At 61.2% G+C, this 22487-nt stretch carries 27 protein-coding genes; 13 read left to right on the top strand and 14 right to left on the bottom strand.

Annotated elements, in window-relative coordinates; all coding sequences use genetic code 11:
• The first annotated feature begins 19 nt into the window (after nt 1-19).
• Nucleotides 20-871 (top strand): translation initiation factor eIF-2B, encoded by an 852-nt coding sequence (locus V5N13_RS04000; RefSeq protein WP_336359703.1) that lies wholly within the window; start codon nt 20-22, stop codon nt 869-871.
• Here the strand turns inward: V5N13_RS04000 and V5N13_RS03995 are convergent.
• Complete coding sequence (locus V5N13_RS03995; RefSeq protein ID WP_336359702.1) at nt 868-1512, bottom strand: HAD family hydrolase; 645 nt, start codon at nt 1510-1512, stop codon at nt 868-870. The genes V5N13_RS04000 and V5N13_RS03995 overlap by 4 nt on opposite strands.
• A gap of 121 nt (nt 1513-1633) precedes the next feature.
• On the opposite strand from V5N13_RS03995, the gene V5N13_RS03990 reads away from it, so the two are divergent.
• Nucleotides 1634-2116 (top strand): hypothetical protein, encoded by a 483-nt coding sequence (locus tag V5N13_RS03990; RefSeq protein WP_336359701.1) that lies wholly within the window; start codon nt 1634-1636, stop codon nt 2114-2116.
• A gap of 1 nt (nt 2117) precedes the next feature.
• On the opposite strand, the gene V5N13_RS03985 is transcribed toward V5N13_RS03990, so the two are convergent.
• Complete coding sequence (locus tag V5N13_RS03985; protein ID WP_336359700.1) at nt 2118-2867, bottom strand: proteasome assembly chaperone family protein; 750 nt, start codon at nt 2865-2867, stop codon at nt 2118-2120.
• Between the two features lie 83 nt (nt 2868-2950).
• Between V5N13_RS03985 and V5N13_RS03980 the strand changes: the two genes are divergently transcribed.
• Nucleotides 2951-3904, top strand: coding sequence for a mechanosensitive ion channel family protein (locus tag V5N13_RS03980; protein ID WP_332899541.1), 954 nt, complete (start codon nt 2951-2953; stop codon nt 3902-3904).
• Here the strand turns inward: V5N13_RS03980 and V5N13_RS03975 are convergent.
• Together V5N13_RS03975 and V5N13_RS03970 are read right to left on the bottom strand one after the other, a co-directional pair.
• Entirely contained in the window at nt 3894-4298 is a 405-nt protein-coding gene (locus V5N13_RS03975; RefSeq protein ID WP_332899540.1) for a universal stress protein, read from the bottom strand. The genes V5N13_RS03980 and V5N13_RS03975 overlap by 11 nt on opposite strands.
• Before the next feature lie 38 nt (nt 4299-4336).
• Nucleotides 4337-5695 carry a bifunctional metallophosphatase/5'-nucleotidase gene (locus tag V5N13_RS03970; protein ID WP_336359699.1) on the bottom strand — a complete coding sequence of 453 codons (1359 nt, stop codon included), beginning with the start codon at nt 5693-5695 and terminating at the stop codon, nt 4337-4339.
• Nucleotides 5696-5775: 80 nt separating this feature from the next.
• Here V5N13_RS03970 and V5N13_RS03965 point away from each other — a divergent pair, with 80 nt between their 5' ends.
• Both V5N13_RS03965 and V5N13_RS03960 read left to right on the top strand, forming a co-directional pair.
• Nucleotides 5776-6015, top strand: a complete 240-nt coding sequence (locus tag V5N13_RS03965; RefSeq protein ID WP_336359698.1) for a DUF5816 domain-containing protein — start codon at nt 5776-5778, stop codon at nt 6013-6015.
• A gap of 76 nt (nt 6016-6091) precedes the next feature.
• Entirely contained in the window at nt 6092-6409 is a 318-nt protein-coding gene (locus V5N13_RS03960; RefSeq protein ID WP_332899537.1) for a DUF7116 family protein, read from the top strand.
• On the opposite strand, the gene V5N13_RS03955 is transcribed toward V5N13_RS03960, so the two are convergent.
• Complete coding sequence (locus V5N13_RS03955; RefSeq protein ID WP_336359697.1) at nt 6406-7584, bottom strand: pyridoxal-phosphate-dependent aminotransferase family protein; 1179 nt, start codon at nt 7582-7584, stop codon at nt 6406-6408. The two genes, V5N13_RS03960 and V5N13_RS03955, sit on opposite strands and share 4 nt — an antisense overlap.
• A gap of 90 nt (nt 7585-7674) precedes the next feature.
• On the opposite strand from V5N13_RS03955, the gene V5N13_RS03950 reads away from it, so the two are divergent.
• From V5N13_RS03950 to V5N13_RS03925, 6 genes are all read left to right on the top strand, one after another.
• On the top strand, nt 7675-8223 hold the full coding sequence (locus tag V5N13_RS03950) for a mechanosensitive ion channel domain-containing protein (RefSeq protein WP_442905060.1): 549 nt from the start codon (nt 7675-7677) through the stop codon (nt 8221-8223).
• A gap of 42 nt (nt 8224-8265) precedes the next feature.
• Nucleotides 8266-9210 (top strand): metal-dependent hydrolase, encoded by a 945-nt coding sequence (locus tag V5N13_RS03945; RefSeq protein WP_336359696.1) that lies wholly within the window; start codon nt 8266-8268, stop codon nt 9208-9210.
• A gap of 38 nt (nt 9211-9248) precedes the next feature.
• Complete coding sequence (locus V5N13_RS03940; protein ID WP_336359695.1) at nt 9249-9854, top strand: hypothetical protein; 606 nt, start codon at nt 9249-9251, stop codon at nt 9852-9854.
• Complete coding sequence (locus tag V5N13_RS03935; RefSeq protein ID WP_336359694.1) at nt 9854-10519, top strand: hypothetical protein; 666 nt, start codon at nt 9854-9856, stop codon at nt 10517-10519. The genes V5N13_RS03940 and V5N13_RS03935 overlap by 1 nt, the downstream gene beginning before the upstream one ends.
• Before the next feature lie 176 nt (nt 10520-10695).
• On the top strand, nt 10696-11457 hold the full coding sequence (locus tag V5N13_RS03930; protein WP_336359693.1) for a glycosyltransferase family 2 protein: 762 nt from the start codon (nt 10696-10698) through the stop codon (nt 11455-11457).
• A gap of 52 nt (nt 11458-11509) precedes the next feature.
• On the top strand, nt 11510-11710 hold the full coding sequence (locus V5N13_RS03925; protein ID WP_332899531.1) for a dodecin: 201 nt from the start codon (nt 11510-11512) through the stop codon (nt 11708-11710).
• On the opposite strand, the gene V5N13_RS03920 is transcribed toward V5N13_RS03925, so the two are convergent.
• Together V5N13_RS03920 and V5N13_RS03915 are read right to left on the bottom strand one after the other, a co-directional pair.
• Nucleotides 11711-12076 (bottom strand): HesB/IscA family protein, encoded by a 366-nt coding sequence (locus tag V5N13_RS03920; protein ID WP_332899530.1) that lies wholly within the window; start codon nt 12074-12076, stop codon nt 11711-11713.
• 42 nt (nt 12077-12118) lie between these two features.
• Nucleotides 12119-12583 (bottom strand): SRPBCC family protein, encoded by a 465-nt coding sequence (locus tag V5N13_RS03915; protein ID WP_336359692.1) that lies wholly within the window; start codon nt 12581-12583, stop codon nt 12119-12121.
• Nucleotides 12584-12685: 102 nt separating this feature from the next.
• Between V5N13_RS03915 and V5N13_RS03910 the strand changes: the two genes are divergently transcribed.
• Nucleotides 12686-13261 (top strand): hypothetical protein, encoded by a 576-nt coding sequence (locus tag V5N13_RS03910; RefSeq protein WP_336359691.1) that lies wholly within the window; start codon nt 12686-12688, stop codon nt 13259-13261.
• Here V5N13_RS03910 and hisD read toward each other — a convergent pair.
• From hisD to V5N13_RS03895, 3 genes are all read right to left on the bottom strand, one after another.
• The gene (hisD, locus tag V5N13_RS03905; protein WP_336359690.1) at nt 13252-14523 is read right to left on the bottom strand and encodes a histidinol dehydrogenase; all 1272 of its coding nucleotides are present in this window, start codon (nt 14521-14523) and stop codon (nt 13252-13254) included. The genes V5N13_RS03910 and hisD overlap by 10 nt on opposite strands.
• Nucleotides 14524-14562: 39 nt before the next feature.
• The gene (locus tag V5N13_RS03900) at nt 14563-15210 is read right to left on the bottom strand and encodes an ArsR/SmtB family transcription factor (protein WP_336359689.1); all 648 of its coding nucleotides are present in this window, start codon (nt 15208-15210) and stop codon (nt 14563-14565) included.
• Between the two features lie 83 nt (nt 15211-15293).
• Nucleotides 15294-15578 (bottom strand): hypothetical protein, encoded by a 285-nt coding sequence (locus tag V5N13_RS03895; RefSeq protein ID WP_336359688.1) that lies wholly within the window; start codon nt 15576-15578, stop codon nt 15294-15296.
• Between the two features lie 66 nt (nt 15579-15644).
• Between V5N13_RS03895 and V5N13_RS03890 the strand changes: the two genes are divergently transcribed.
• Entirely contained in the window at nt 15645-16871 is a 1227-nt protein-coding gene (locus V5N13_RS03890) for an ABC transporter substrate-binding protein (RefSeq protein WP_336359687.1), read from the top strand.
• Here the strand turns inward: V5N13_RS03890 and V5N13_RS03885 are convergent.
• The 4 genes from V5N13_RS03885 to V5N13_RS03870 all read right to left on the bottom strand — a co-directional run bounded on the left by V5N13_RS03885 (nt 16834) and on the right by V5N13_RS03870 (nt 22254).
• A complete protein-coding gene (locus tag V5N13_RS03885) occupies nt 16834-19245 on the bottom strand; it encodes a DUF2309 domain-containing protein (protein ID WP_336359686.1) in 2412 nt (803 codons plus the stop codon). The genes V5N13_RS03890 and V5N13_RS03885 overlap by 38 nt on opposite strands.
• A complete protein-coding gene (locus V5N13_RS03880; protein ID WP_336359685.1) occupies nt 19235-20722 on the bottom strand; it encodes a proton-conducting transporter transmembrane domain-containing protein in 1488 nt (495 codons plus the stop codon). The genes V5N13_RS03885 and V5N13_RS03880 overlap by 11 nt, the downstream gene beginning before the upstream one ends.
• 167 nt (nt 20723-20889) lie before the next feature.
• Nucleotides 20890-21570 carry a PadR family transcriptional regulator gene (locus V5N13_RS03875; RefSeq protein WP_336359684.1) on the bottom strand — a complete coding sequence of 227 codons (681 nt, stop codon included), beginning with the start codon at nt 21568-21570 and terminating at the stop codon, nt 20890-20892.
• Nucleotides 21571-21768: 198 nt separating this feature from the next.
• Nucleotides 21769-22254 carry an Lrp/AsnC family transcriptional regulator gene (locus V5N13_RS03870; RefSeq protein ID WP_332899520.1) on the bottom strand — a complete coding sequence of 162 codons (486 nt, stop codon included), beginning with the start codon at nt 22252-22254 and terminating at the stop codon, nt 21769-21771.
• Nucleotides 22255-22487 lie beyond the last annotated feature (233 nt).

Below are 22487 nucleotides of genomic sequence, written 5' to 3'. Positions count from 1 at the left end.
CCAACGAGAAGCGAGAGGTATGATAGACGAGACGGTCGAGGAGATTCTCGATATGCAGACACACAGCTCCTCGGTAGTCGCCGTGAAGGCCGCAGAAGCCCTCGCTGACCTCACAGAGCGAGAGTTCGTGACCGTAGAGGAGTACATCCGCGACTTAGAGCGAAACAGTAGCGCACTGCGCCGGGCAAACCCCTCTCATGCGTCGCTTTTCAACACCCAGCGCCAAATCGTCGAGCTCGTGACCGAGGCCGAGCCCGAATCGGTCGATGAGGCGAAAAAGCTCACCCTCGCCGCCATCGACGAGGTCGTAAGCCAGGTCGAGAAGGCAAAAGACCGCGCCGCGGCCAACGCCGCGGACTCCCTCGAAGACGGGATGACGATTCTCACCCACGACTACTCCTCGACCGTCCTCGAAGCCGTAGAGCAAGCGGCCAAAGACGGCAATCACCTCACCGTCTACGTCACTGAAGCCAGACCGCGCTACCTCGGTCGCAAGACGGCGCGCGTTCTGTCTGGCATCGACCGCGTCGAGACGCATCTGATGGTCGACAGCGCAGCGGGCCACTTCCTCCCCGAGTGTGACGCCGTGTTCTTCGGGATGGACTGCATCGTTGGCGACCTCTTTTACAACCGCGTCGGGACGTTCCCCATCTCCGCAACCGCGGCGCAAGTTGACGTGCCCGTCGTCGTCGTCGGGTCGCGGGCGAAAATCATCGAAGACGGCTTCGTGTTCGAAAACGAGATTCGCTCCGGCAGCGAGGTCATGCTCGAACCCGCAGAGGGGTTCAAACTCGAAAATCCGGCCTACGACGCGACGCCAATCCGGCTCATCGAGTCGGTCATCACCGACCACGGCACCCAGCAGTTCTAATCGAGCAACGCCCGCCTGAGGTCGGCGGGCGACGTGACAACCTCGTCGGCTTTTGTGAGGTCTTGGCCGCTGCCTTCGTTTTGATAGCCAATACAGTACATCCCCGCGGTCACGGCGGCTTCCACGCCGTGGGTCGAATCTTCGACCACGACGCAGTCAGCAGGGTCGACATTGAGCAACGCAGCTGCGTGGAGGAAGATGTCGGGGGCGGGCTTACTCGCCGCCTCGATGTCTTGGGCGCTCACGACGCGGTCGAAGCTGTCTGCTAACTCGAACTCGTCGAGTACCATTTGAATCCAGTCGCGCTGTGAGGAGGAGACGAGCGCCACGCTGTGGCCACGCTCACGGAGCGTGGCGACGAGGTCGTGAAACCCGTCCATAAGCGCGGCGTCTTCGCGGTAGACCTGTGTCGCCGTCTCGTCGTAGCAGTCGAGGAACGCTTCTTTCGACAGCTTCGTCTCGTAGTGCTCGTCTAAGTGGTCGTACAGGTCTTCGACGTTCATTCCCGTGATGTCTTCCGGTTCGATGTCACCGGAGACCGCTTTCGGGAAGATGCGGTCGTGTTCGTATCCTGACCAGTACGCTTGTGAGTCGACGATTACGCCGTCCATATCGAACAGCACAGCACGAAATGGGTGCACAGGTCACCCCTCACGACTCAGGCGGAAATAGCTACTGGGCGGGCGGAATAGTGGAGGTTACGAACCGCTTACCACAGCGAAGGCAGTTGCTTACTATGCGCGCTCCCACTGACTGTCTAGAATGCCGATGTTTTCGCCACAGCCAATCACGCTGGTCGCCGTGGCAGGCGGGTTCGCCGCAACACTCGTCATGACGGTTTCTTTTTTAAACTATCGCAGTGAGTTGCCGTTTCCAACTGCAGAGATCTGGAATCGGCTCACCGGCGGCCGCGAGCTGTTCGGGTCGCCGTACGCCGGGCCAATCATCCTCTTGTTTCTGCTTGGCACCACGCTCGCGGCTGGCTTTCCGTGGGTGCTCTGGAACGTCGTTCGTTTCCACAATACGGCCTACTACAACACCTTCCCCGAAGCGATGCTTACGGGCCTCGTCTTTGGCTTGCTGTTTTACGGCATCTCCGTGCTCGCGGTGGGGGTTGGCCTGCTTCACGTCGAACTCACGGAATCGCAGGCGCTTCGCTATTTTTTCGTCCACGTCCTGTTCGGCCTTGTTTACGGCCTCTGGATGGGGCTTGCGACCAACCTCTGGTATCCGATTTTCTTCTAAGCTACATGTACATCCGGTCTTCCGGTTTGGCCTGTTGTTCGACCTGTTCTAAGCGATTTGCAAGGTCTGCGTAGTGTTGCTGGACGGCTTTTGCGAACGCTTCGAGCGGTTCGGTATCGACGGTGAGGTCGTACACCTGACTCACGGTGTCCAAGAGGCGAAGCGCGGCTTCCACATCGGGCGCTTGCCCGTGGACGGGGGTGGTGAACACACACGCCGCGAGCGACGAATCCATCCCGCGTTCGATGATGCTCCCATTTACGCCGTCGAGATAGCCGTTTGCCATCGGGGGGACGGTCTCGTTTTTGAGGCGACGCGTTCGGTAGTCGTCGGTGGCGATGTAGAAGGTGCGGTGGTCGTCAGGTCCGTGGGGAACTGGGACGCCGGAGAGCAGGACGATTTCGCTCACCTTATTCTCGTCTGCCCAGTGGAGCACCGACTGCGCAAACGAGTCTGCCGCCCAGACGGGGACGAACAGCTCGCCAACGAGGAAGGTCACGTCGAGGTCGTCGCGCGAAAACAGCCGGGTGTGGTGGCGGGGTCTGCCCTCGTTGAACGGAGTAATCGACGGGAGTTGGTCGGTCGTGATGTAGCCCGTCTGGTGTAGGTCTAAGTGCTCTACGAGATAGTCAACGGCCGTCAGCCCGGCGAGGCCGGGCTGTGAAAAGCCCGCGATGAGGGTCGATGCTGGCTGTTCGTCTTGGGTGACGTTGAACATGCGCTCTAAGGCAGGTGGCATGCGGTAGTCCATAGTGAACACTCACGCGCCGGTCGCTTAGGCGTTACCGCACGTCGTGCGCAACCCTTTTTTCGCCTGCCAGTATCGGAATGAACATGACGAGACTGGGATGGGTTCTCCTCCAAGCAAACGAGACGGCCACACCGCCGTGGGTAACGTCGGTCGTAGATGAGGTCACCAAATTCATCCCAGAGATCATCCTCAGAGTCGTCGCCGCACTGTTCGTCGTCACCGTCGCCTACCTGCTTTCACGGACGCTGATGCAACTGCTCAGCCGTCGGGTCGCCCGCCGGTTCCGTCGCCCGAGCATCACCCGAACCATCCTTCGGTCGGTGCAGACGGCCATCATGGTGGCTGCTGGGCTGCTCGCCATCTACATCCTTGGCCTGCATATCTCAGACCTCACTCTCTCGGTGACGGTGTTCTCAGCCGCGGTTGGTTTCATCCTCGCGCCAATCATCGGGAGCATCGTAAACGGGCTGTTCGTCCTGACGGACCAAGCCTACGAGATTGGGGACATGATAGAAATCGTAGATAGCGGGCAGACGGGCTTCGTCGAAGACATCACACTGCGGTACACGAAAGTGTTCACGCTCGACAACACCTTCCTCGTCATCCCGAACGGGAAGATCCGCGACCGTGACGTGGTTAACTACTCCGCAGAAGACGAACGCACACGGCTCGCCCTCGACATGACCGTCACCTACGAAGGCGACCTCAAACAGGCGCGAAACATCATGGAACAGGCGGCCGCAGAAGTCGAGGAGGTCATCGAAGGCGGCCCCGACATCCGCATTGGCAGTGCGCGCTATCCGGCAAAGCCAACGTGTTACATCGATACCTTCGCAGATCACGGCATCAACCTGCGGCTTCGCTACTGGGTCAAACAGCCGTACAAACTGCTCACCGCGCGCTCGAAGGTACAGGAGAACGTCTGGGCCCGTCTCGAAGAGGCCGACGTGAAAATTCCGTATCCGCACTCACACATGGTGTTCGACGAGACGAGCGGCGACCTCAGCGTCTCGATGCAAGACCGGTTCAAGCAGTAGACGCGGTAATCACTTTGCAGTCTAACTTTTCGTTCAGATAGCGTTCGATGTCCGGGTCATCGATGAGCGTCCGAACCATGCGCCGCCAGCGGCTCATCTGCTTGCGGCCGATGACGACCACGTCCGCACCCTCTGCGGCCACCTCATCGAGGATGGTCTCTTCGACGAGGAAGCCGTCGCGGGTGACGTAGCGGGCGCGCGGAAGGCGGCCGAACTCGCGTTCGACGGTGGCTTTCAAGTCCGCCCGCGAGACGCGACGACTAGCCTGATATAGATTGACGTGAAGCACGGTAAGCTCCGCATCAAGCTCGTCTGCCACCTGAATGGCCTTCTCGACGGTGGCGTGTGAGTGCTCAGTCAGCGGATATCGGACAGGGACGATGACGAGCGTCATTACCGAGAAAACACGTGCAAGGGGCCTCAACCTTTTGCTTATACGCCAGTTCTGCTGATTCTTCCCTCGACCGTTGGCGCGAGGCCTTCTGTGCGGGCGTACTCTGCGAGCACCTCGTACTGGGTGTCGAGGCGGTCGACCTGCAATTCAGCAGACAGCACCGGGAACTCGTGGGAGGCGTGGAGCAGGTACTCGGTCGTTGCGAGGGTGTAGGTAGCTTCAGAGTCTATCGGTTCGCCATCGACAGTTGCGGAGGCCAATTCACCCGCCGCGTGGTCGTAGACGAGGCGTGCGCCGCTCACGTGGCCGTGCCACCAGTGGGGTTCACCAAAGTCCACGTTGCCGCCGTTCGCCTGCTCGAAGACGGCTTCTAACTCCTCGCCCGTGAGTTCGACGACCGCGACGGCTTCATCAAAGGGGACGAGGCTGATGAGGTCGCGGACGGTCACGTCGCCCGAAAGTGCCGGGCCGGAGCGAATCCCGCCGGAGTTCTGGAGGCCAACCTCCGCCCCACCCGCCCAGCGGTAAGCGTCTGCGACGAAGTTCCCAACGCGGCTCTCGCCGCGGAAGGCGGTTCGCTCTGTACGTTCGAGCGGTTCGGCGACGTGGCCAACGACCTCGTGAACACCCGCGTCGGCCAACTGGCTGCGCAGGGAGTCGGTCACCGCGTCGTCACTGGGGCCGTCTGCGACCTCGTGGCGGGTCACGGTTTTCTCGTCGAGTTCGACCTCAAGCAGCACCTCGCCGTTGACGCCGGGGCGCGTGAGCAGCGTGCCGTCGATGCGTTCTATGCGTTCGGTGTGGATGTGGCCGCCGAGAATCACGTCTACGTCCACGGAGACGGCGAGTTCCTCGTCGCGGCCGCCGAGATGCGAGAGCGCGACGATGTGGTCTACGCCTTTTTCGGTGAGCGCGGCCACGGCCTCTTTCGCGGCTTCGATGGGGTCTGTAAAGGTGAGCGAAGCAGCGCGTGGCGTGAGCGACGGCGTCGCGGGGTCTGTCACGCCGAACAGGCCAACGCGCGTGTCACCAACGGTTACAACCGTGTGTGGGACGACGCCGTCGTCGTTCCCGAACAGGTCGTCACCGTCCCACGTATTCGCGTTCACCCACGTCTGAGGCGAGGCGCGAACCACGTCGAGAGTGGCTTCTGGGCCGTAGTCGAAGTCGTGGTTGCCAAAGGTCTCTGCGTCAGGTTCGATGGCGCGAAACAGGGAGAGTGCCTGTCTGCCTTCCGTGACGAGTGAGAGCACTCCCGGAGCGGTGTTGTCGCCAGTTCCGAGCACGAGCGTCTCCTCGTCTCTCTGGGCGTCGATGAGTCCAGCGAGTCGTCCTGCGCGCGCTGGGTCGTCGTAGATGTTCTCGATGTCGGAGTAGTGGAGGAGGCGAACCGTCATTGACGGTGCATACAGGCGGGCTGTGATAACGACTTCGAGATTGGGTAGTTCTTTATCTGGGGCGAGCGAAACTACCATACATGGATGCGATAGCGACCGAAGGCGGCGAGACGCTGTACGTGACCGAGGCAGAAGCAGAGCGCGGGTCGAAAGGACCGTTCCTCGTCGTCTACGAGACCGACGACGGCGACGACCGCTGGGGATTTTACTGCTCTCACTGCAACTCACTCAACACGGCCATGGACTCGATGGGCCGCATCAAATGCAACGACTGCGGTAACATCCACAAAGCCGACGAGTGGGACGCGGCCCACGAATAGGAACGCAGCGTCTCCTTCTTGCGGTTTTCACGACGGGCCGAACAGTTAAGAGGGACGCAGTGGTACTCTCTGACGAATGGGGCCTGTTAACATGCCACCAGTCGAGGAGGCGAGGTCGATTTTCACCAGCCTCGGATACACCGTGTCCGGGTCAGGTACCGAGTTCACAGCAGAGCGCAAGTGGCGGACGGTAAACGTCACGGCCACCGACGGCGATGGTGCGCTTCCAACGTCTGGAACATTGCGTTGTTTCGTGACGTGGGAACGGACAGCGTCGTCGCTTCGTCACAAACTCCTTACGGAAAAACCGGACTATGATTGGGCGATTATCAGCGTAGCCGACGACGACTACGAGGTTATTCACCCCGTCGTTGGCCCCGCACCGGTCGCCTAAAGCGCCGAGTTTGCGGCGGCGAGTCCGGCAGGGACATCAACATCTGCATCTGCATCCTTGAGGACGCTGCCAAGCGCCCCGAGGAGCGCAATCACGTTTTTCGGTCGAGCCGAGTGACCCATACAGCCGATGCGGAAGATTTCGCCCGCGAGGTCGCCAAGGCCGCCCGCAATCTCGATGTCGTATTCTGCGAGCAACTGCGAGATAACGTCGCCTGCTTCGACGCCGCCGGGGACGCGCACCGCGTTCAGGCTCGGGAGCCAGTAGTCGTCGGGGGCATTCATTTCGAGCCCCATCGATTGGAGGCCCGTTTTCAGCCCGCCAGCGACGCGCCGGTGGCGCGCCCACCGGTTCTCGATGCCTTCCTCTGCGACGAGCCGCAGCGCCTCGCGCAGGCCGTAGATGTTCGTGATAGGCGCGGTGTGGTGATACGCGCGGTCATCGCCCCAGTAGCCCTGCAGGAGCGAGAGGTCGAGATACCACGACCGGGCGTCTTCCTCGCGAGAGAGCACCTTGTCCATCGCGCGGTCGTTGAGCGTGAGGGGACTCGCACCGGGTGGACAGGAGAGACACTTCTGTGGCCCTGAGTAGGCCACGTCCACGTCCCATTCATCGACGCGCAGTTCGACGCCGCCGAGGCTCGTGACGGTGTCTGCGATGACGAGCGCGTCGTGGCTGTGGGCGATGTCGGTGAGCTGTGGAACCTCGGGTTGGAGGACGCCCGTGCTCGTTTCTGCGTGGACGAAGCCGAACACGTCTGGCTGGTGTTCTGCGAAGGCGGCTTCGACGGCTGCGGGGTCGAGCGGTTCGCCCCACGGCGCATCGACTTCCACGACGGAGCCACCGGCACGACGCACCATCGAGGCCATCCGCCCGCCGAAGTAGCCGTTGGTCGGGACGAGGACGGTGTCGCCGGGTTCGGTGACGTTGCCGATGGCGGCTTCCATCGCCGCAGAGCCGGTTCCGCTCACGGGAATCGTCCACTGGTTGTCGGTGCGGAAGGTGTAGCGAAGCAAGTCCTGTACCTCGTCCATGATTTCGATGAAGTAGGGGTCTAAGTGGCCTACGAGCGGCGTACTCATCGCCTTCAGGACGCGAGGGTGGACGTCGCTCGGGCCCGGGCCCATGAGCGTTCGGTCAGGTGGCACGAGTTCGGTGACGTCTGGTCGGTTCATAGCTGTGCGTTCACAGGGCACGCAAAAAAGCATGTCCAAGACGGCAGCGGCCCCCGGAAGTTATTGGCCGGGTGGCCGTGATGTCGGTGTATGCTTCTCCTGCAATCGGGGCTGTCGCTGGTACAAACCGCCCTCGACCAGTTCGTTTCGAACGTGACGACCGCGCTTCCAGACCTCATCAGCGGCCTCGTGTTTCTCGTCATCGCGGGGGTGTTCGTCCAACTGCTCATGTGGGTGGTGAAAGCCATCTTGAAACGCACCATCGTCGGTGAGTCGCCGGTCTACCGCCAGTTCATCGCCACCGTCATCGCCGTGTTCTTGTGGTTTGGGGTCGCCCTCTCGTTTCTCTCTATCGTGGGGCTCACGGTCATTGCAGCCTCCCTCGGCACCGCCACGGGCTTTCTCGCCCTCGGCGTCTCGTATGCCCTCTCGGGGATGATAAAAGACGCCGTCGCAGGCGTCTATCTGCTCCGTGACCCGGATTTCATGCCCGGTGATACGGTGAAAGCCGGTGACGTAGAAGGTGTCGTCAAGTCCATCGAACTCCGCAAGACGCGCCTCGCGGTCGATGGCAACACCGTGGTTCGCGCGAACGGCGACATCGAACAGAAGTGGACGAAACTCGACGACGAGACGTAACCCCCGAGAAGCTTATATCTCCGCTCGTCGCAGTTCGTTACAATGTTTATCGGTCACGCGATGGTCGCGTTCGCCATCGCGGCCGCCGTCGCCGCGCGCTATGGGTGCTCCCGAGAGCGCGCGCTGGCGCTCGGTATCGCGGCCGGGGCGTTCGCCACCGTCCCCGACGTGGATATGAGCTATGCCGTGTTTGGTCTGCTCAAAACGAGTGTGACCGGCGTTTTCGACGCCACCGAGGCGTTTTGGGCGACTAGCACGCTCGTCCACCGCGTGGTCACTCACTCACTGCTCGTCGGAGCCATTGCAGCAGGTGGCGTCTTCCTGTGGAGCAGGGCCGACGCGGGCGAGTGGTGGGCCTATCCCGTTGCAGGCGTCGTGTTCGCTGGCCTCATCGCCGCCGCGTTCGCTGAAACGGGGCTGCTCGGGGCGGCCGTGATGCTCGCGTTCGTCGTCGCCGCGCTCGCCGTCACCATCGCGATGCGACGCTGGAAAGCGCTCTCGCCGCGTGCCCTCTTTGCGACGGCGCTCGTTGGCTTCCTGAGCCATCCATTTGGGGACCTGTTTACCGGGAGCGCGCCGCGCTTGTTCTACCCACTCGACGTGACGGTGTTGGCCGGGCGCATCACCCTGTATCCCGACCCGACGATGCACCTCATTGGGGCCTTTCTCATCGAACTCGCCACCATCTGGCTCGCGCTGTCCGTCTATCTCTCGCTCGACGGGCGGTCGCTCGATTCGTACCTGAACCGGCGGGCGACCCTCGGCGGCGGGTATGCGGCTGCGGCGGTGTTGTTGCCTGCGCCGACGCTCGATACGTCGTATCACTTCGTGTTCAGCGTCCTCGCCCTCGGCGCGGTGGGCGTGCGGCCACGACGGCCGACGAACTGGGCGCTCACCGAAGCGCGCGTCCTCGACGCAGTGGTGACGGGCCTTGCGGCGATTACCCTCGCCGTCCTCGGCTACAGCGTCGCCTATCTGGCAATTTAAGGGAAGGTTACTAACGCCTGCGCTGTCTACAGATTCTCATGGCTCGGACGGGTAAACTCGGGAGTATCGTTGAGGATGCGAGTCTCAACGCCCTGCTCTCGTGGTTTTTGGTCGGATTTGTGCTCGTGGTCGTCGGTGAAAGCCTCCTCGGTGGCGACCTCCTCTGGGCACTGTTTGCGACGGGTGTGGCGGCGCTCGCGCTCGTTCCCGCGATTTCCTATCGTAACCCGCGGGCGATGTTGCCGTGGGAAGTCCTGTTGCTCGCCGTCTTACCGATGGTTGGTCGCGCGTTTGCAACGCTGCCGGTGACGGGTGAACTCGCCACGTACCTCTCGGTGGCCGCCCTCGCGCTCATCGTCGCCGTCGAACTCCACGTCTTCACGCCCGTCGAGATGACCCACGGCTTCGCAGTCCTGTTCGTCATCATCGCAACCATGGCCACCGCGGGCGTGTGGGCGGTCACGCGCTGGGTGGCAGACCTCTATCTCAACACGGGCTTTCTCGTGAGCGAAGAGGCCCTCATGTGGGAGTTCGTCTGGTCTACGGCGGCGGGCGTCCTCGCGGGTGTCGTGTTCGATCTCTACTTCCGTCGTCGCGCGCCCATTGAGGTGCACAAACCAGACGACGCGGGTGGGGTGCGCTGATGAATCTGCGAAAACGCCTCGGTATCTCAGCACACCGCCAGCGCCAGCTCACCCACGTCATGGAAGTGCTGCTCGTCGGCATGTTCTTCATCGGCGTCGAACGCCGGAGCGGCGGCATCATGGTGAACACCGCGGTTGCGCTGCTCGTCGTCCAGTTGCCACCGCTGCTCGAACGCGACTACAACATCCCGATGGACGCTGGCCTCACCCTCTGGATTACGGCGGCCGTGTTCCTCCACGCCCTCGGTACCGTGGGGATTCCCGGCAGCGAAATCGGGAGCTTCTACCGGAATGTCTGGTGGTGGGACCACCTCACCCACGCGCTTTCGTCGTCTATCGTCGCGGCCGTTGGCTACGCCACTGCACGGGCGATAGACGAACACTCAGATAGCATCACGCTCCCGCCGAAGTTCATGTTCGTCTACATCCTGCTGTTCGTGCTCGCTTTTGGCGTCTTCTGGGAGGTCGTCGAATTCGCGTTAGACCAGACGGCACGCCTGCTCGGCGTCCGTGGTGTCCTGACCCAGTACGGCTTAGAGGATACGATGTTAGACCTCATTTTCGACACTATTGGCGCGGTCGTTGTCGCCATCTGGGGCACCGCCCACCTTACTGGCGTCGTCGACGCCGTCCGACTCCGACTCGACTCGCGGACATCCGAGTGAGTGTTCCCCGACCTGTCGAAACACCATCAATATACTAGTTTCTGAGAATATTCTGTTTACTGTTGTTTATCTCAACTCTTCGAGGAATCGTGGCGGTGTCGGATGCGGTTATATCAATTTCCGCATAGGACTAAATACGCGAACGTCGTCTTTCTCGTACGGACAGTATCTCGCGCATGGTCGAACTCAGTATCATCATTCCCACGCTCCTCGCACCCGAGGATATCCCCTGTGTACAGGCCCTCGAAAAACAGGACTTCACTGACTACGAGGTCGTCGTCCGGGGAGACAAGGGCGCATCACGAGCGCGAAACGAGGCTATCACGCGAGCGAAGGCGGACAAACTCGTGTTCCTCGACGACGACTCGATTCCGCGACCGGGTTACTTAGATGCAGTGAGCGCCGCACTCGACCGCCACCCCGTCGTCGCCGGGCGGGTGTTCCAGCCAGCGGACGCCCCCATCACCCACAAACGCCTGCCGTGGTACGACCAGGGCGACGAGGAGAAACCAACCGACCTCATCGTGGGCTGTAACATGGCCATGCGCCGCGAGGTCATCGACGCCGTGGGCGGCTTCAACGAAATCTTCCACCACGGCCACGAGGAGACCGAACTTGGACGGCGAATCAGCGAGCAGTTCCAAATCTACTACGTCCCTGGCATGGTGGTCGAACACTACTTTGCCACCTCCGTGCGCCAGTATTGGGAGAAATCATATCGGCATGGAAAGGCCGATGCCGACTGGTGGGAACTCGATTCTGTCCCACTCTCGACCCGGCTCAGAGGCTGTCTCCCGTTCGATGTGCTTCGCCTGAGCTGGGTCGAGACGGTCGCCATGCTGGTGGTGAAAGCCGGGCGGATTCGACGCCTGAGCCAGCATCTCGCCGCGCGCGTCCGATCGCGCGGCGTTCGGCCACGGCAGTCGCGTGAGAGCTAAGCTACCACTGCCCATACGCTTAACCCGCTTGCGTGGCTTTGTACGCGGTGGGATGGTTTTCAAGAAAATTACCCTCATCGGGAGCAGCACAGAGAGTTTCGATAAAGCAGTCGACGACGCCGTAGACCGCGCGGAGTCGACGCTCAACAACGTTCAGTGGATAGAAGTCGAAGAACTCGGCGTCGAGATCGCGTCAGTTGAGGGGCGACAGTATCAAGCGACGGTCGAAGTGGCGTTCCGTCTCGAAAACTAATCAGGTGCGGAAGCTTTCGCCACAGCCACACTCACTCACGACGTTCGGGTTTTCGACGTGGAAGCCCGCACCCTGCAGGCCGTCCTCGAAGTCGAGGACGCTTCCTTGAATGTAGTTCATACTCGCAGGGTCAACGAAAATTCGAAGCCCGTGGTGGGTGAACACGCGGTCATCTTCTTCCGCTTCGTTGTCAAACCGCATCCCATAAGAGAGGCCAGCACAGCCACCTTGTTGGACGTACAGGCGCAGTCCTGCCTCGTCGGTTTCGAGCCCTTCGCCCTCGATGAGTGCCAGCGCCTTTTCTGCCGCCGGCTCGGTCACCTCAATGAAGGTGTCAGCGCCGTGTTCGGCTGTACCTGTGCTCATGATTGTATATTCTTGTCCCAGGGTGTTAACGCTGACGCCAGATTAGGCCGCCACTTCGCTCGGTGGGGCAGATTCGAGGCTACGCTTTAGAATCGTGAGTTCCTTCCCGAGTTGGCGGGCCATCATCCGGCGCATCACCGGGCGAAACACGGTGAACATCGCCTTCGTGAACCGGCCGTCAGCACCCGCGTCGATGCTGTTGGTCACGCGCGTTCCCGAGGGGGTTGCAGTGAGCAGGAGTTCGCCTTCGAACGGGAACGGGCCTCGCCCCACCACCGCAAAGCGGTTTGGCGACTCCGCGGCGGTGATTTCGTAGGTCATCTCCGTGGTTCTGCCACTGTAGGTGTAGTCGCTCGTGTACGTCGCACCCACCTCGTCTGGTTCCCCGGAGACGTGCTGGACGTTGCTCACCCCGTCCACCCAGTTCGCCATGTTCTCCACGGACGAGACGTAGGCGTACACATCCTGAATCGGTCTGGCGATGTCGATAGATGCAGATGATTGCATTGGTGTTTATCCGCAATTACAGACGCTCCCTCAGGCTATCTCGATTGTGTACGGGGCGAAAGTGAACGGAAAATTTTTCTTCAATATGGTTAGCTAATTAGCATGAACCGCCGCCACTTTCTCGCTTCCGTTGCCGGGGCGAGTACCCTCCCGCTGACCGGGTGTCTCGGACAGAATGACCTCGACTGGAAGCGACTGCCGGACGACGAGGAAGCCGCGCTCAACTTTTTCGCCAACGGTGAGCGCACCGCGACCGTTTCCGCGACCGAACGCTATTTCGCTCCCGAAAACGGCCGATTTGGGCTGTGGCTCAACATCTGGCACCGCGAGGGGACACACCTCGATTCCTTCCGCTACGAGATTTTAGCTCCCTCCACTCCCAATGGCCCGCGCGTCGTCGTGTCGCTCGACCGCCCCGAGGCGAGTCCGTGGCCCGAAATGACGTTTGGACGCGGTGCACAGCCAGAACGCACAATCATCGACGTGCCCGAGGTCGGGCCTGTTGGCCGTGGCTCACTCGGCGTCGAACTCAGATTGCAGGTGGATAGAATGCCAGAAACGCTCCCCGTCCGCATTCGGACGCAGTTCTCGCTCTCGGCAGAAAATCGGCTGCTCAAAACCTACACCGGTGAGGCGGTTCTCGATATCGAACTCCCCCGCGACCCGAATCAGTCCTGAAGCCGCGTCCGGACGCTCTCTGCGTGGGCTTCGAGACCCTCTGCCTCCGCCAGCGCCGTAATCGTCTCAGAGAGGTCTGCGAGCGCGTCAGAGCTGAGACGTTGGACTGTCGTCGAACGCATAAACGTGTCCACCGAGAGGCCGCCGGTAACCTTCGCCTGCCCGTTCGTCGGGAGGATGTGGTTCGTTCCGGAGGCGTAGTCGCCCGCCGCCACGGGCGTGTACGGCCCGAGGAAGACGCTTCCGGCGCTTGCGATGCGGTCGAGAATGGACTCGTCGTCGTCGGCCTGAATCGAAAGGTGCTCTGCTGCGTACTCCTCTGCGAACAGAATGGCCTCGGACATCGAGCGGGCAACGAAGAGGCCACTCGCGTCGTTTTCGAGAGCTTCGTGGATGATGTCCTCGCGCTCGCGCTCGCCAGCTTGCGTTTCGAGTTCTTTTGCTACGTCGGCGGCGAGTTCCTCGCTGTCGGTCACCGTCACGACCGCGGCGTTCGGGTCGTGTTCTGCTTGGGCGAGCATGTCCGCGGCGACGAATCGCGGATTCGCCGTCTCGTCCGCGACGACGAGCAACTCACTCGGTCCAGCGAGCATATCGATTTCCACGTCGCCGCGCACCTCGGCTTTCGCCGCCGTGACCCACTTGTTGCCCGGCCCGGCGATTTTCTCCACGCGGGGAAGGGTTTCCGTGCCGTAGGCGAACGCCGAAATGGCCTGTGCGCCGCCGACTTGATACACTGCATCCGCCCCGGCGATGTGGATGGCCGCGAGCGTCACTGGATTCACTTTTTTCGCGGGTGGCGTGGCGACGGCGACTTGGTCGACGCCCGCGACTCGCGCGGGGATGACGCCCATCAGCGCGCTCGACGGGTAGGCGGCCGCACCCCCGGGGACGTACACGCCAACGCGTTCGAGTGGGCGAAAGCGCCGGCCGAGTTCGCGGCCGTCGTCGCTCACGCGCCAGTCTTCGGGCAGTTGGCGCTCGTGGAACGCGCGGATGTTTGCTGCGGCCGTCTCGATGGCGTCGCGGATGTCGTCGTCAATGGCGTCAGCGGCGCGTTCGGCTTGGTCGGTGATGTCGAGGTTGCCAACGTCTACGCCGTCGAACTCCTTCGAGAACTGGCGCAGGGCAACGTCGCCTTCGTCGCGGACGCGGGAGACGATGTCTGCAACGTCGCTTCGAATCTCGTCGATACCCGCATCGCGCGCGAACAGGGCGCGACGCGCGTCCGGACCGAGGTCGGCGACGGGTGTAGGTTCCATGCCCGAGGCTTCGGGCGAGACGGGAAAAACGGTTTCCACTCAGGCTTGCTGGTAGGCCCACCACGAGATGGCGAGCAGGATGATGAACGACCCGCCGAGGAAGAAGGCGAGCGCGGGGTCTAAGAACGGGGCGTTCCCGGCGGCGGACGCGGCGGCGGTTGCAGTGGTTCGCGCGGCTTCTTCGGCCGCCATCGCGCCGTCTGCGGCGGCATCTGCGCCCGCCGTCTCTGCACCACTCTGTTGGACGAACCAGTTTGCGAGGGCGTACTGGAGGCCGAGCGTCGCCCCAGCGAGCAACACGATAGCCCCCACTAATCGGGTGAGGACCCCCCGGAGCAGTGATTGCTGGCGTTCGTCGCCTGCGAACAGCACGACCGACTCGTTGGTGGGCGCGAAGACGGTCATCTCCTTTCCCTTCTCCGAGTAGCCGGTTCCCGCGGGCGTGATGAGGCCGGCGTTCTGGAGTTTGTCGAGGTGGTAGTGGACGTTCTGGAGCGACGTGCCCACTTCCTCACGGATTTCCGTGGGCGTGCGGGCGTCGTCGTAGAGGACGGAGAGAATGCGGCGTGCGGTGCGCGAAGAAAGCGCCTCGAACACCTCATCTGCCGCCTCGCTGTCTACGTCCACCAATCGCGGGTCACCCGGAGCGATTTCCGGATCCGCCCGCAGTGGGAGCAAGCGGGCCATTACCCCACTCTACGCCACCCCACCAAAAGGCCCTTCGCATAGCTCAAATGGGTGTTTGAGTGTTCCAACCACGATTTGAGGCTTCACTCCTCGCGGATTTTGGCAACGCCGAGCGCCGAGAGGACGCCGCGGACGAGAAGGTACACAACCAACAGGAAGGCCGCGAACGTCGTCGGCGCGGCGAGCATGCGTGCCGTTTCGAACGGCAACACGAGCCGCGAGAAGCCGAGAATGACGAAGCTTACCAGAATCAGCCCGAAGGCGAGTGCCGCGAGCTTGACAAATCGCTGTTGGTTCATCGACTGGGTGTGAGAAGACGGGCGAGCGAGGATAACGTTTCGCTCTGAGTGAACGAGCACCCGCTTCATCCCACCAAGTTTTAGGCACACCTAAAAATCGACACAGTTATTGTGGTTTAGGCGGGCCTAAAAATCATGTCGGACACTGTGGAAACACACGACGCACCGACGCGAAGAGATTATTTGACCTATGGAGGGGCAGTCATTGGCGCTGGCCTCCTCGCAGGCTGTGCGGGCGATTCACCAGCAGCGACGACGACCACGGGCGAGCAGCCCACGACTGGGCAACCCACCGAAACCGAATCGAGCAGGTACACCGTCTCGATGGAGCCGGTTGGCGACCTCACACTTGAGTCGATTCCGGAGAAATGGATTGCCTACGACGGCGGCTACGCAGACATGGGCGTCGCCCTCGGGAAAGGCGACGGGATGACGGGCATCGGCGGGGCAGGTCGCTACTACACGCAGGTGTACGACGAACTCCCCGGCGTGAGCGTCGACCGCGACCTGCTCGAAACGAACGACCTCGGGGAGGCGGGCATGTCGAAGGAGCTCTTCTACGAGCTCGACAACGACGTCCACGTCATGGACCCGCAGATGCTGATAAACTGGTTCGACTGGAGCGAGGCGGACGTAGCCGAAATCACCGAAAACGTCGGCCCTTTCTTCGGGAATCTGATTTTCCGCCGCGAAGACGAGTGGCACGACTATCGCTACTACACGCTGTACGAAGCCTTCGAGAAGGTCGCCCACCTGTTCGGTGAACAGGAACGCTACGCGGCGTTCGAGGCGCTCCACGACGAGTTCATCGCGACCATCCAAACCAACATGCCACCCGCAGACGACCGACCGAACGTGCTGTTGGTGTACGAGGGAAGCAACGAGCCAGAGGAGTTCTCGCCGTACCGGCTGAACGACCAAGGAACGAGCAAGAAACAGTGGCACGACCTCGGCGTGAGCGACGCGCTCGCGGGGACAGGCATCCAGGGCCTCAGTACTACCGACCGCAGCCGCATCGACTACGAGACGATGCTCGAAATCGACCCCGACGTCATCATGCTGCGCGCCCACGAGCGCCAGAGCGCGGCCGAGTTCCGCGACACCGTGCTCGCGTTCATGCAAGAGCATTCGGTGGCACGTGAACTGACCGCCGTCCAGAACGAGCAGGTCTACCGTGGCGGCTACCTGTTCCAAGGCCCGATTCACAACCTGTTTCTCACCGAACGCGGCGCACAGCAACTCTATCCGGACGTGTTCGGCGAAGAAGACGGAGACGAGCAGTTGTTCGACCGCCAGCGCGTCGCGGACATCGTGGCGGGTGACGTTAGTCGTCCGCAACTGCGGGAGCGTCCGGAGTCGTAGGAGGTGCCGCTGGCTCTATGGACATCGACTGCCACTCCAAATTCTGCTCGTAGTCGAACGCGCGATGGTTCTGTGTCGGGTCAACGACCGTCAGCGACAGCCAATTGTTGTCCAGCAGTTCGGTCAGCTTCTCGTGGTTGGCCAGAACGCCGGTGACGCGCTCGACCGGTGCGTGAATAACCGTCGAGAGACGGAGCGGCTGATGGTACGGCTCGTCGTCGTCGGCCATCAGTGACTGGAATGGGAGGCCAGTCATCAAATCGCCCCCGTTGCCTTGGTAGACGCCGATGTTACCGACTGGGTTTTGGGTGACCTTCGACCCACTTCCGTACACCGCGTTGTCGACAGTCGAGAAGTAGTACTGGGCGTTGATCCATTGCGTGACGACCATCGGTCCCGTCATAATCGCTTCGAGTGCCTCGCCGTCGGAGTCGGTCGACCAATCGTAGGAGTGGAGGAACGAGCGCCCGTCGAGGTCGAGGTTCTCGGTGAGCGCCCGCGGGCCGATGACGAACGCGGCGTTTCCAGCCAGTCCCCACTCAGGACGCGTCTCGGCCCAGTCTGCGGCGCGGCGCTCCGTCTCGCGAATGCCAGATTTAGTGCTCGCGCCCATGTCCGCGGCACGCTCTGCAGCCGCGTTGGCCCGGGCAGTTTCGAGGTCGGCACGCAACAGTTCAAGGTCTTCGACGTGACTCTCGGGCACGTGACCGTCGTACAGTTCGATCTCGTCGGTCGTGGTGTTGTGCTGGCCGGCGAGGAACACGGTGTCCTCGGGAACGTCGATTCCGCGCTCGCGGAGGTCGTTCTGTACGGCCTCGTCGTTGCAAATCGTCGCGAGGACGCGGGCACTCGGCCCCCCGGGGTTGCCAGCACAGGCACCACAGTCCAAACTCGCGTCATAGGGATTGTTCGCCGTCTCGCTTGCGTGACCGGTGAACACGACGAGTCGACCGAACTCCTCCCACCCCATTAGTTCGAAGGCGGTCGAAGCGTACTCGACTTTCTCCTCCTGCGTGAGTCCCACCGGGAGGTCGCCAGCGTACGTGTACTGGTGGTGAACAATCTGGTCACAGAACTCGTGTTCGTCCGGCACCGAATCGGCGATGACGTCGAGCAGGTCATGGACGCGGTCGGGGACGAGCGTCCGTGCTGCGAGTGCGAGACCATAGCCACTCCCTGTGGTTTCGACGTAGCCGTAGGCCGTGGCGGCGTTTGCTTTCACCGTTTCGACGACCTCGTCCGCCGCCTCGCGGATGCCCACCCAGCGGTCGTGTTCCACCTGTGTGTCTCCGTCAGTCGGAACCTCGGTGATGCGGTGTTTCGGTTCGAGAATCGGCGGACAGGAAGCGACCGACACGTCGGACGCATAGCCTTGGTACTCCATCGGGATGCCGAAGAACCCGGCGTAGCCGTGGGTCTCGTAGTCGCCCACGGCCTCGATGTGACGACGGATAATCTCCGAACGGGTGTCGATACAGAAGACCAGTTGCGCGTCCGGGCGGCCCGACGCGTCGCGGTCGACGAGCGATTGGCTCTCGGCAGCGACGCTCTCGACGAGTTCGGTCCGGTAGCTCGCTTCCCACGCACTCAAGAACGCTTCGGCGATTTCGTCGGCTGCATCAGCCTCTGTGCTGTTGGGGCCGGTGGAGGGTGCAATCTCGGCACCGAACCCGTCGAGCAGTGCGAGGCGGATTCCGAGATATCCGAGCAGTGTTATGGGGTGAGCCGACTGCCACGAACCTTCGTCCTCGGCGCGACGCTTGATGAACCCAGTCCAGCCGGGGAGTGCAGCCAGCTGCTCTTCGAATATCGGAGTCCACTGGCTCTTTGGATAGGGCTCCAACACGGCCTCGATGGCTTCGGCCGGCGTTTCGGGCAGGTCAGCGACGACTCCCTCGTCGGGAATCTCGGTGTCGTACCGGGCGATTTCGCGGAACGCGGTGTAGAATCCCGCTTCGCGGTTCGGCATCGACCAGTAGGCACTTCCTTCGTCGAGGAACGTCGACAACCACTTGGTCAGGACTTGATTGACGTGGTCGGTGCCGGTGTCCGTTTCACCGTCGCTACTGGTGGTCGAGTCGGCCAGACGGTCGAGCAGTACTTCAGGGTCCTCCACGTAGCCCGCCGAATCGAGTTTCGCATCGAGTATTTCGGGGTCTATCTGGCCGCGTTCCAGGGCCTTCTGAAACGTCGCAGGGGTGGGATAGCCACGACCGCCCAGTAGGTCAGCTGCCTGCGCGACTGCCTTTCCGAACGGTTGGTTCTCGAACCCTGACAGCGGGTTCGACGTCACGAACGAGTGGATCGGCCAAAGCGAGCCGACCGTGGCCGCTGCCTTGTCGATTTTCTCTTCGAGGGTGGGTTCAGTATTCATTGTAGTCCTCCGTTGTGGTCAACACGGTATCCGACGACGGTTGGCTGGCGTTCAGTAGTGCGACGTAGAGACGTTGGCTGTTCTCGTGGATGCCGGTCTCGATGCCGATGTAGACGCCGACGAAGACGACGACGATGATACCGTGGAGGAGTGTCAGTTCGGTCGTCACCGGCCCGATTTCAAGAAGCATCGAGACGCTCTCGTAGACGACGGCATAGACGATGATGGCGGGGAAGAAGACCAACGGAACGGCCCCGTAGCGAACCGTCGTTGGAAGTGCGGTCTGCTCGATTGCGCTCCGGGACGCGTGTAGCGTGGTGAACACCACGAAGAACGTCAAGAGGAGGCCACTGTCGACGTGCTGTCCCTTTCCAGTTAACATGGCGAACAACACACCACCGGCGAGCCCGGTCACCAGCGTCACGATGACGTCAACGACACTCGTCAAACGGGCTGTTGTGCGTGACGGCCGTGCATCCGGGCTGGTGTGTTCGACCCGCTCGCCAGCGCTGAGAAATTGGTAGGCCTTGTAGAAGCCGTGCAGAATGAGGTGGGTGATGGCGGCTCCGAAAAAGCCGAGACCAGCCTGCATGATCATGAACCCCATCTGCCCGACCGTCGAACAGCCGAGCTTAGATTTGACGTCTGTTTGAACCGATTTCAGCAGCCTCCCGCCGATTGCACTGGCGCCGCCGATTGCGACCACCGCGAACATGAGCCCGGCGTCGACAGTGATGACCGGCGCGAAACGAGTCAGCAGGATGCCACCTGCGTTGACGAATCCGGCGTGCATCAGTGCCGAGGCTGGGGTCGGTGCAGTCATCGAAGAGAGCAGCCAGTTGTGGAACGGGACGAGCGCTGACTGAATCATCGCCGCGAGGACGAGCGCGCTCGCTGCGACGAGCCACACCGGTCCTCCGAGCGTTTCGGCGGCCGCTTCGATTCCGGAAATCGTGGTCGCGCCAGTCAACCACCACAACGCGGTCAGCGCGACCCCGAGGAGCACGCTGCTGGCGAGGAAGTATCTGCGGGCGACCCTCTCGGCTGCCTGTGCCTGCGTCCAGCCGCGGACGGTACCGACGAGCTTCGCCATCAACAACCCCATCGACAGCCAGAGGAGTCCGAACAGTGCGATATGGTCTGCCGCGACGAGCCCCATCACGACTAGCGTGAAACCGAATACGGTGCTGAAAAACCTCGTCTCGTGGGTGCTGCCAGCCATGTACCGGCGCGAGTAGCTGTGGACGACACCGCTGAAGAAAGTGACGACAACCCACATCAGGACTGTCAGTCCGTCGATGGCGACCACGCCGGGGATCGACCAGGTGCCACCGAACTGAATTCGCGTGGCGAGAACCACGATACTCGCAGCGAACAGTGTCCACACGAGCCACGTCAGTGCGACGGGCACGTACGGTGATTTCACCGTCGTGTTCGGGAGCGTTCCGACCGTCTTCTTCGAGTTATGTCCTGACATCGATCTGATTATTTCGCGACCCATCCCGGCAGCCGTGTAGAATTCGGCGGACCGAGACTATCGTTGTTATCCACCTCGAGAACGTATTGGTTAATAAAAACTCTGATTTTTCACAAACTGTTCGATAAACTCTCAATACTGGAACGATATGTGGCGGATGTGGGCGTTCAGCGCAACAGACTCGCAACGTGAACCGTCGTGTCTTCGGGGAGTTGGGTTCGGATAGTCTGCGGTTCGATTTTACCGTCGAGCGCAACCAGATACCAGTTATCTGGAAACGAGCCGTATACTCCGTCTTGGTCGTGAACGTAGCCAGCTACCGTGATCGACCGAGGGAGTGCTTGACGAAGGAACTGAACCTGTCGGTGGACGTTGAATTCGACGAGTCGACACCGTACCGTCCGAAGCGGCGTTGATTCTGTAATGGTTCCCTCTTTGAACCCATCTCTGACGATCAAGCGAAGGGGATCTAGTCGTGCTTTGATCCCTGCGGGAGACTGTGACGCAGGCGCAACCCACTCCTCGTGTGCGTCTTCGAGAACCGTACACTTCGTGTGTCCAACGACGAGGACTGCCCCAACGTCGTACTGAGTTCTGAGATGTTCGATATTGCCATCTAGAACCATTTCGCCCTCGTGTCTCCTCCAGGCCTGGTTTCCGAGGGTCTGCACCTTGATGAGGTTCCAAGCGGCGTCAACCGGCCACAGTGGTTCTTGGGGGTTCCAACCTTCCATCGAACACGAAATGACGAGTGCCGTGCGTGAACTCGAACCGTCTGTCCAGTCTCTCTCAGAACCGACCCAGTCTTGAACCGACTCAACGACGGATTCGAGATTGCCATCGTTCATCGACAGATTGTCCTCCACTGTTCCGACTCATCTATGTGAGGCATTAGGCCGTGCAACCGGATTGCCCGATAGAGGTCAAATAATTACCGAAGTGTTCATAATACCGTATCAATAAACCGAATCGTTACGCAGACACTGCCGATCCGGTACGAGCGGTTGTCCGGTGTCCGACCGTGTTCGAAAGCAAACACGTTTGGATTATCGATCAGTCTCCGTTTGATCCTCGGGAGAAAACTTGCCGAATGGCGTCGTCTCGTGGCTTCGTACGAGAACCTCGTCGGCGATGGTGAGCCCCATATCGAGAAGTTTCTGTGCCACTTGCGTGATATCGCTATCGGACTCGCCAACGGCAGTAACGAGGAGGTTCTGTTCACCGGTGACCAACTCCTGAACCGAAACGACACCATCTATCCCGAGAATTTCGGGGATGCACTCACCACGCTGCGGTATCGAGGCGGTGCAATAGAGCAACATTCGGAGTGGATAGCCTGACTTCTGGTAATCGACGCTGGCGCTGTATCCTTTAATTACCCGGTCGGATTCGAGCCGATTGATCCGCTTGCGAACGGTGCTGTCTGAGGTCCCGGTGCGCTCCGCGATATCTCCGGACGACATATTTCGGGCGTCTTCCTGCAGTGCATACAAGATCGCCCTATCAACGTCATCAATCGCTTCTTCGACCATACGCGTGTATCAGTGGCAAAGGCACTTTAGGTTTGTACGTTGCACGGGCACTCACCGGATGTTCTCACCTGTGTCGATAACTAAACGTATTGAATCCCGTTCCAGAAATGTGTATACTCGGGTGATGGTAGAGACTCGTCGTGTGAGGAGTGTCGCCCGAGACACTAACGGCCGGTATCATCCCGAGGCGGCGTGCCGCGTCAACCGGGAAACCCTCGTGTCAGGCGCCGCCA

Source organism: Haladaptatus sp. ZSTT2, from assembly GCF_037081775.1.
Taxonomy (GTDB): domain Archaea; phylum Halobacteriota; class Halobacteria; order Halobacteriales; family Halococcaceae; genus QDMS2.
Note: the sequence above shows the minus strand (reverse complement) of the source record. Positions and strands in the feature narration are given on the sequence as shown.

Coding starts and splice junctions, on each gene's coding strand:
- V5N13_RS03955 (WP_336359697.1), bottom strand. CDS start 7,584: ATGAACCGACCAGACGTCACCGAACTCGTGCCACCTGACCGAACGCTC.
- V5N13_RS03895 (WP_336359688.1), bottom strand. CDS start 15,578: ATGAAGCGGGTGCTCGTTCACTCAGAGCGAAACGTTATCCTCGCTCGC.
- V5N13_RS04000 (WP_336359703.1), top strand. CDS start 20: ATGATAGACGAGACGGTCGAGGAGATTCTCGATATGCAGACACACAGC.
- hisD (WP_336359690.1), bottom strand. CDS start 14,523: ATGGAACCTACACCCGTCGCCGACCTCGGTCCGGACGCGCGTCGCGCC.
- V5N13_RS03880 (WP_336359685.1), bottom strand. CDS start 20,722: ATGTCAGGACATAACTCGAAGAAGACGGTCGGAACGCTCCCGAACACG.
- V5N13_RS03985 (WP_336359700.1), bottom strand. CDS start 2,867: ATGGACTACCGCATGCCACCTGCCTTAGAGCGCATGTTCAACGTCACC.
- V5N13_RS03940 (WP_336359695.1), top strand. CDS start 9,249: ATGGCTCGGACGGGTAAACTCGGGAGTATCGTTGAGGATGCGAGTCTC.
- V5N13_RS03965 (WP_336359698.1), top strand. CDS start 5,776: ATGGATGCGATAGCGACCGAAGGCGGCGAGACGCTGTACGTGACCGAG.
- V5N13_RS03920 (WP_332899530.1), bottom strand. CDS start 12,076: ATGAGCACAGGTACAGCCGAACACGGCGCTGACACCTTCATTGAGGTG.
- V5N13_RS03930 (WP_336359693.1), top strand. CDS start 10,696: ATGGTCGAACTCAGTATCATCATTCCCACGCTCCTCGCACCCGAGGAT.
- V5N13_RS03890 (WP_336359687.1), top strand. CDS start 15,645: ATGTCGGACACTGTGGAAACACACGACGCACCGACGCGAAGAGATTAT.
- V5N13_RS03935 (WP_336359694.1), top strand. CDS start 9,854: ATGAATCTGCGAAAACGCCTCGGTATCTCAGCACACCGCCAGCGCCAG.
- V5N13_RS03885 (WP_336359686.1), bottom strand. CDS start 19,245: ATGAATACTGAACCCACCCTCGAAGAGAAAATCGACAAGGCAGCGGCC.
- V5N13_RS03900 (WP_336359689.1), bottom strand. CDS start 15,210: ATGGCCCGCTTGCTCCCACTGCGGGCGGATCCGGAAATCGCTCCGGGT.
- V5N13_RS03875 (WP_336359684.1), bottom strand. CDS start 21,570: ATGAACGATGGCAATCTCGAATCCGTCGTTGAGTCGGTTCAAGACTGG.
- V5N13_RS03980 (WP_332899541.1), top strand. CDS start 2,951: ATGACGAGACTGGGATGGGTTCTCCTCCAAGCAAACGAGACGGCCACA.
- V5N13_RS03915 (WP_336359692.1), bottom strand. CDS start 12,583: ATGCAATCATCTGCATCTATCGACATCGCCAGACCGATTCAGGATGTG.
- V5N13_RS03975 (WP_332899540.1), bottom strand. CDS start 4,298: ATGACGCTCGTCATCGTCCCTGTCCGATATCCGCTGACTGAGCACTCA.
- V5N13_RS03950 (WP_442905060.1), top strand. CDS start 7,675: ATGCTTCTCCTGCAATCGGGGCTGTCGCTGGTACAAACCGCCCTCGAC.
- V5N13_RS03990 (WP_336359701.1), top strand. CDS start 1,634: ATGCCGATGTTTTCGCCACAGCCAATCACGCTGGTCGCCGTGGCAGGC.
- V5N13_RS03945 (WP_336359696.1), top strand. CDS start 8,266: ATGTTTATCGGTCACGCGATGGTCGCGTTCGCCATCGCGGCCGCCGTC.
- V5N13_RS03960 (WP_332899537.1), top strand. CDS start 6,092: ATGGGGCCTGTTAACATGCCACCAGTCGAGGAGGCGAGGTCGATTTTC.
- V5N13_RS03910 (WP_336359691.1), top strand. CDS start 12,686: ATGAACCGCCGCCACTTTCTCGCTTCCGTTGCCGGGGCGAGTACCCTC.
- V5N13_RS03870 (WP_332899520.1), bottom strand. CDS start 22,254: ATGGTCGAAGAAGCGATTGATGACGTTGATAGGGCGATCTTGTATGCA.
- V5N13_RS03970 (WP_336359699.1), bottom strand. CDS start 5,695: ATGACGGTTCGCCTCCTCCACTACTCCGACATCGAGAACATCTACGAC.
- V5N13_RS03925 (WP_332899531.1), top strand. CDS start 11,510: ATGGTTTTCAAGAAAATTACCCTCATCGGGAGCAGCACAGAGAGTTTC.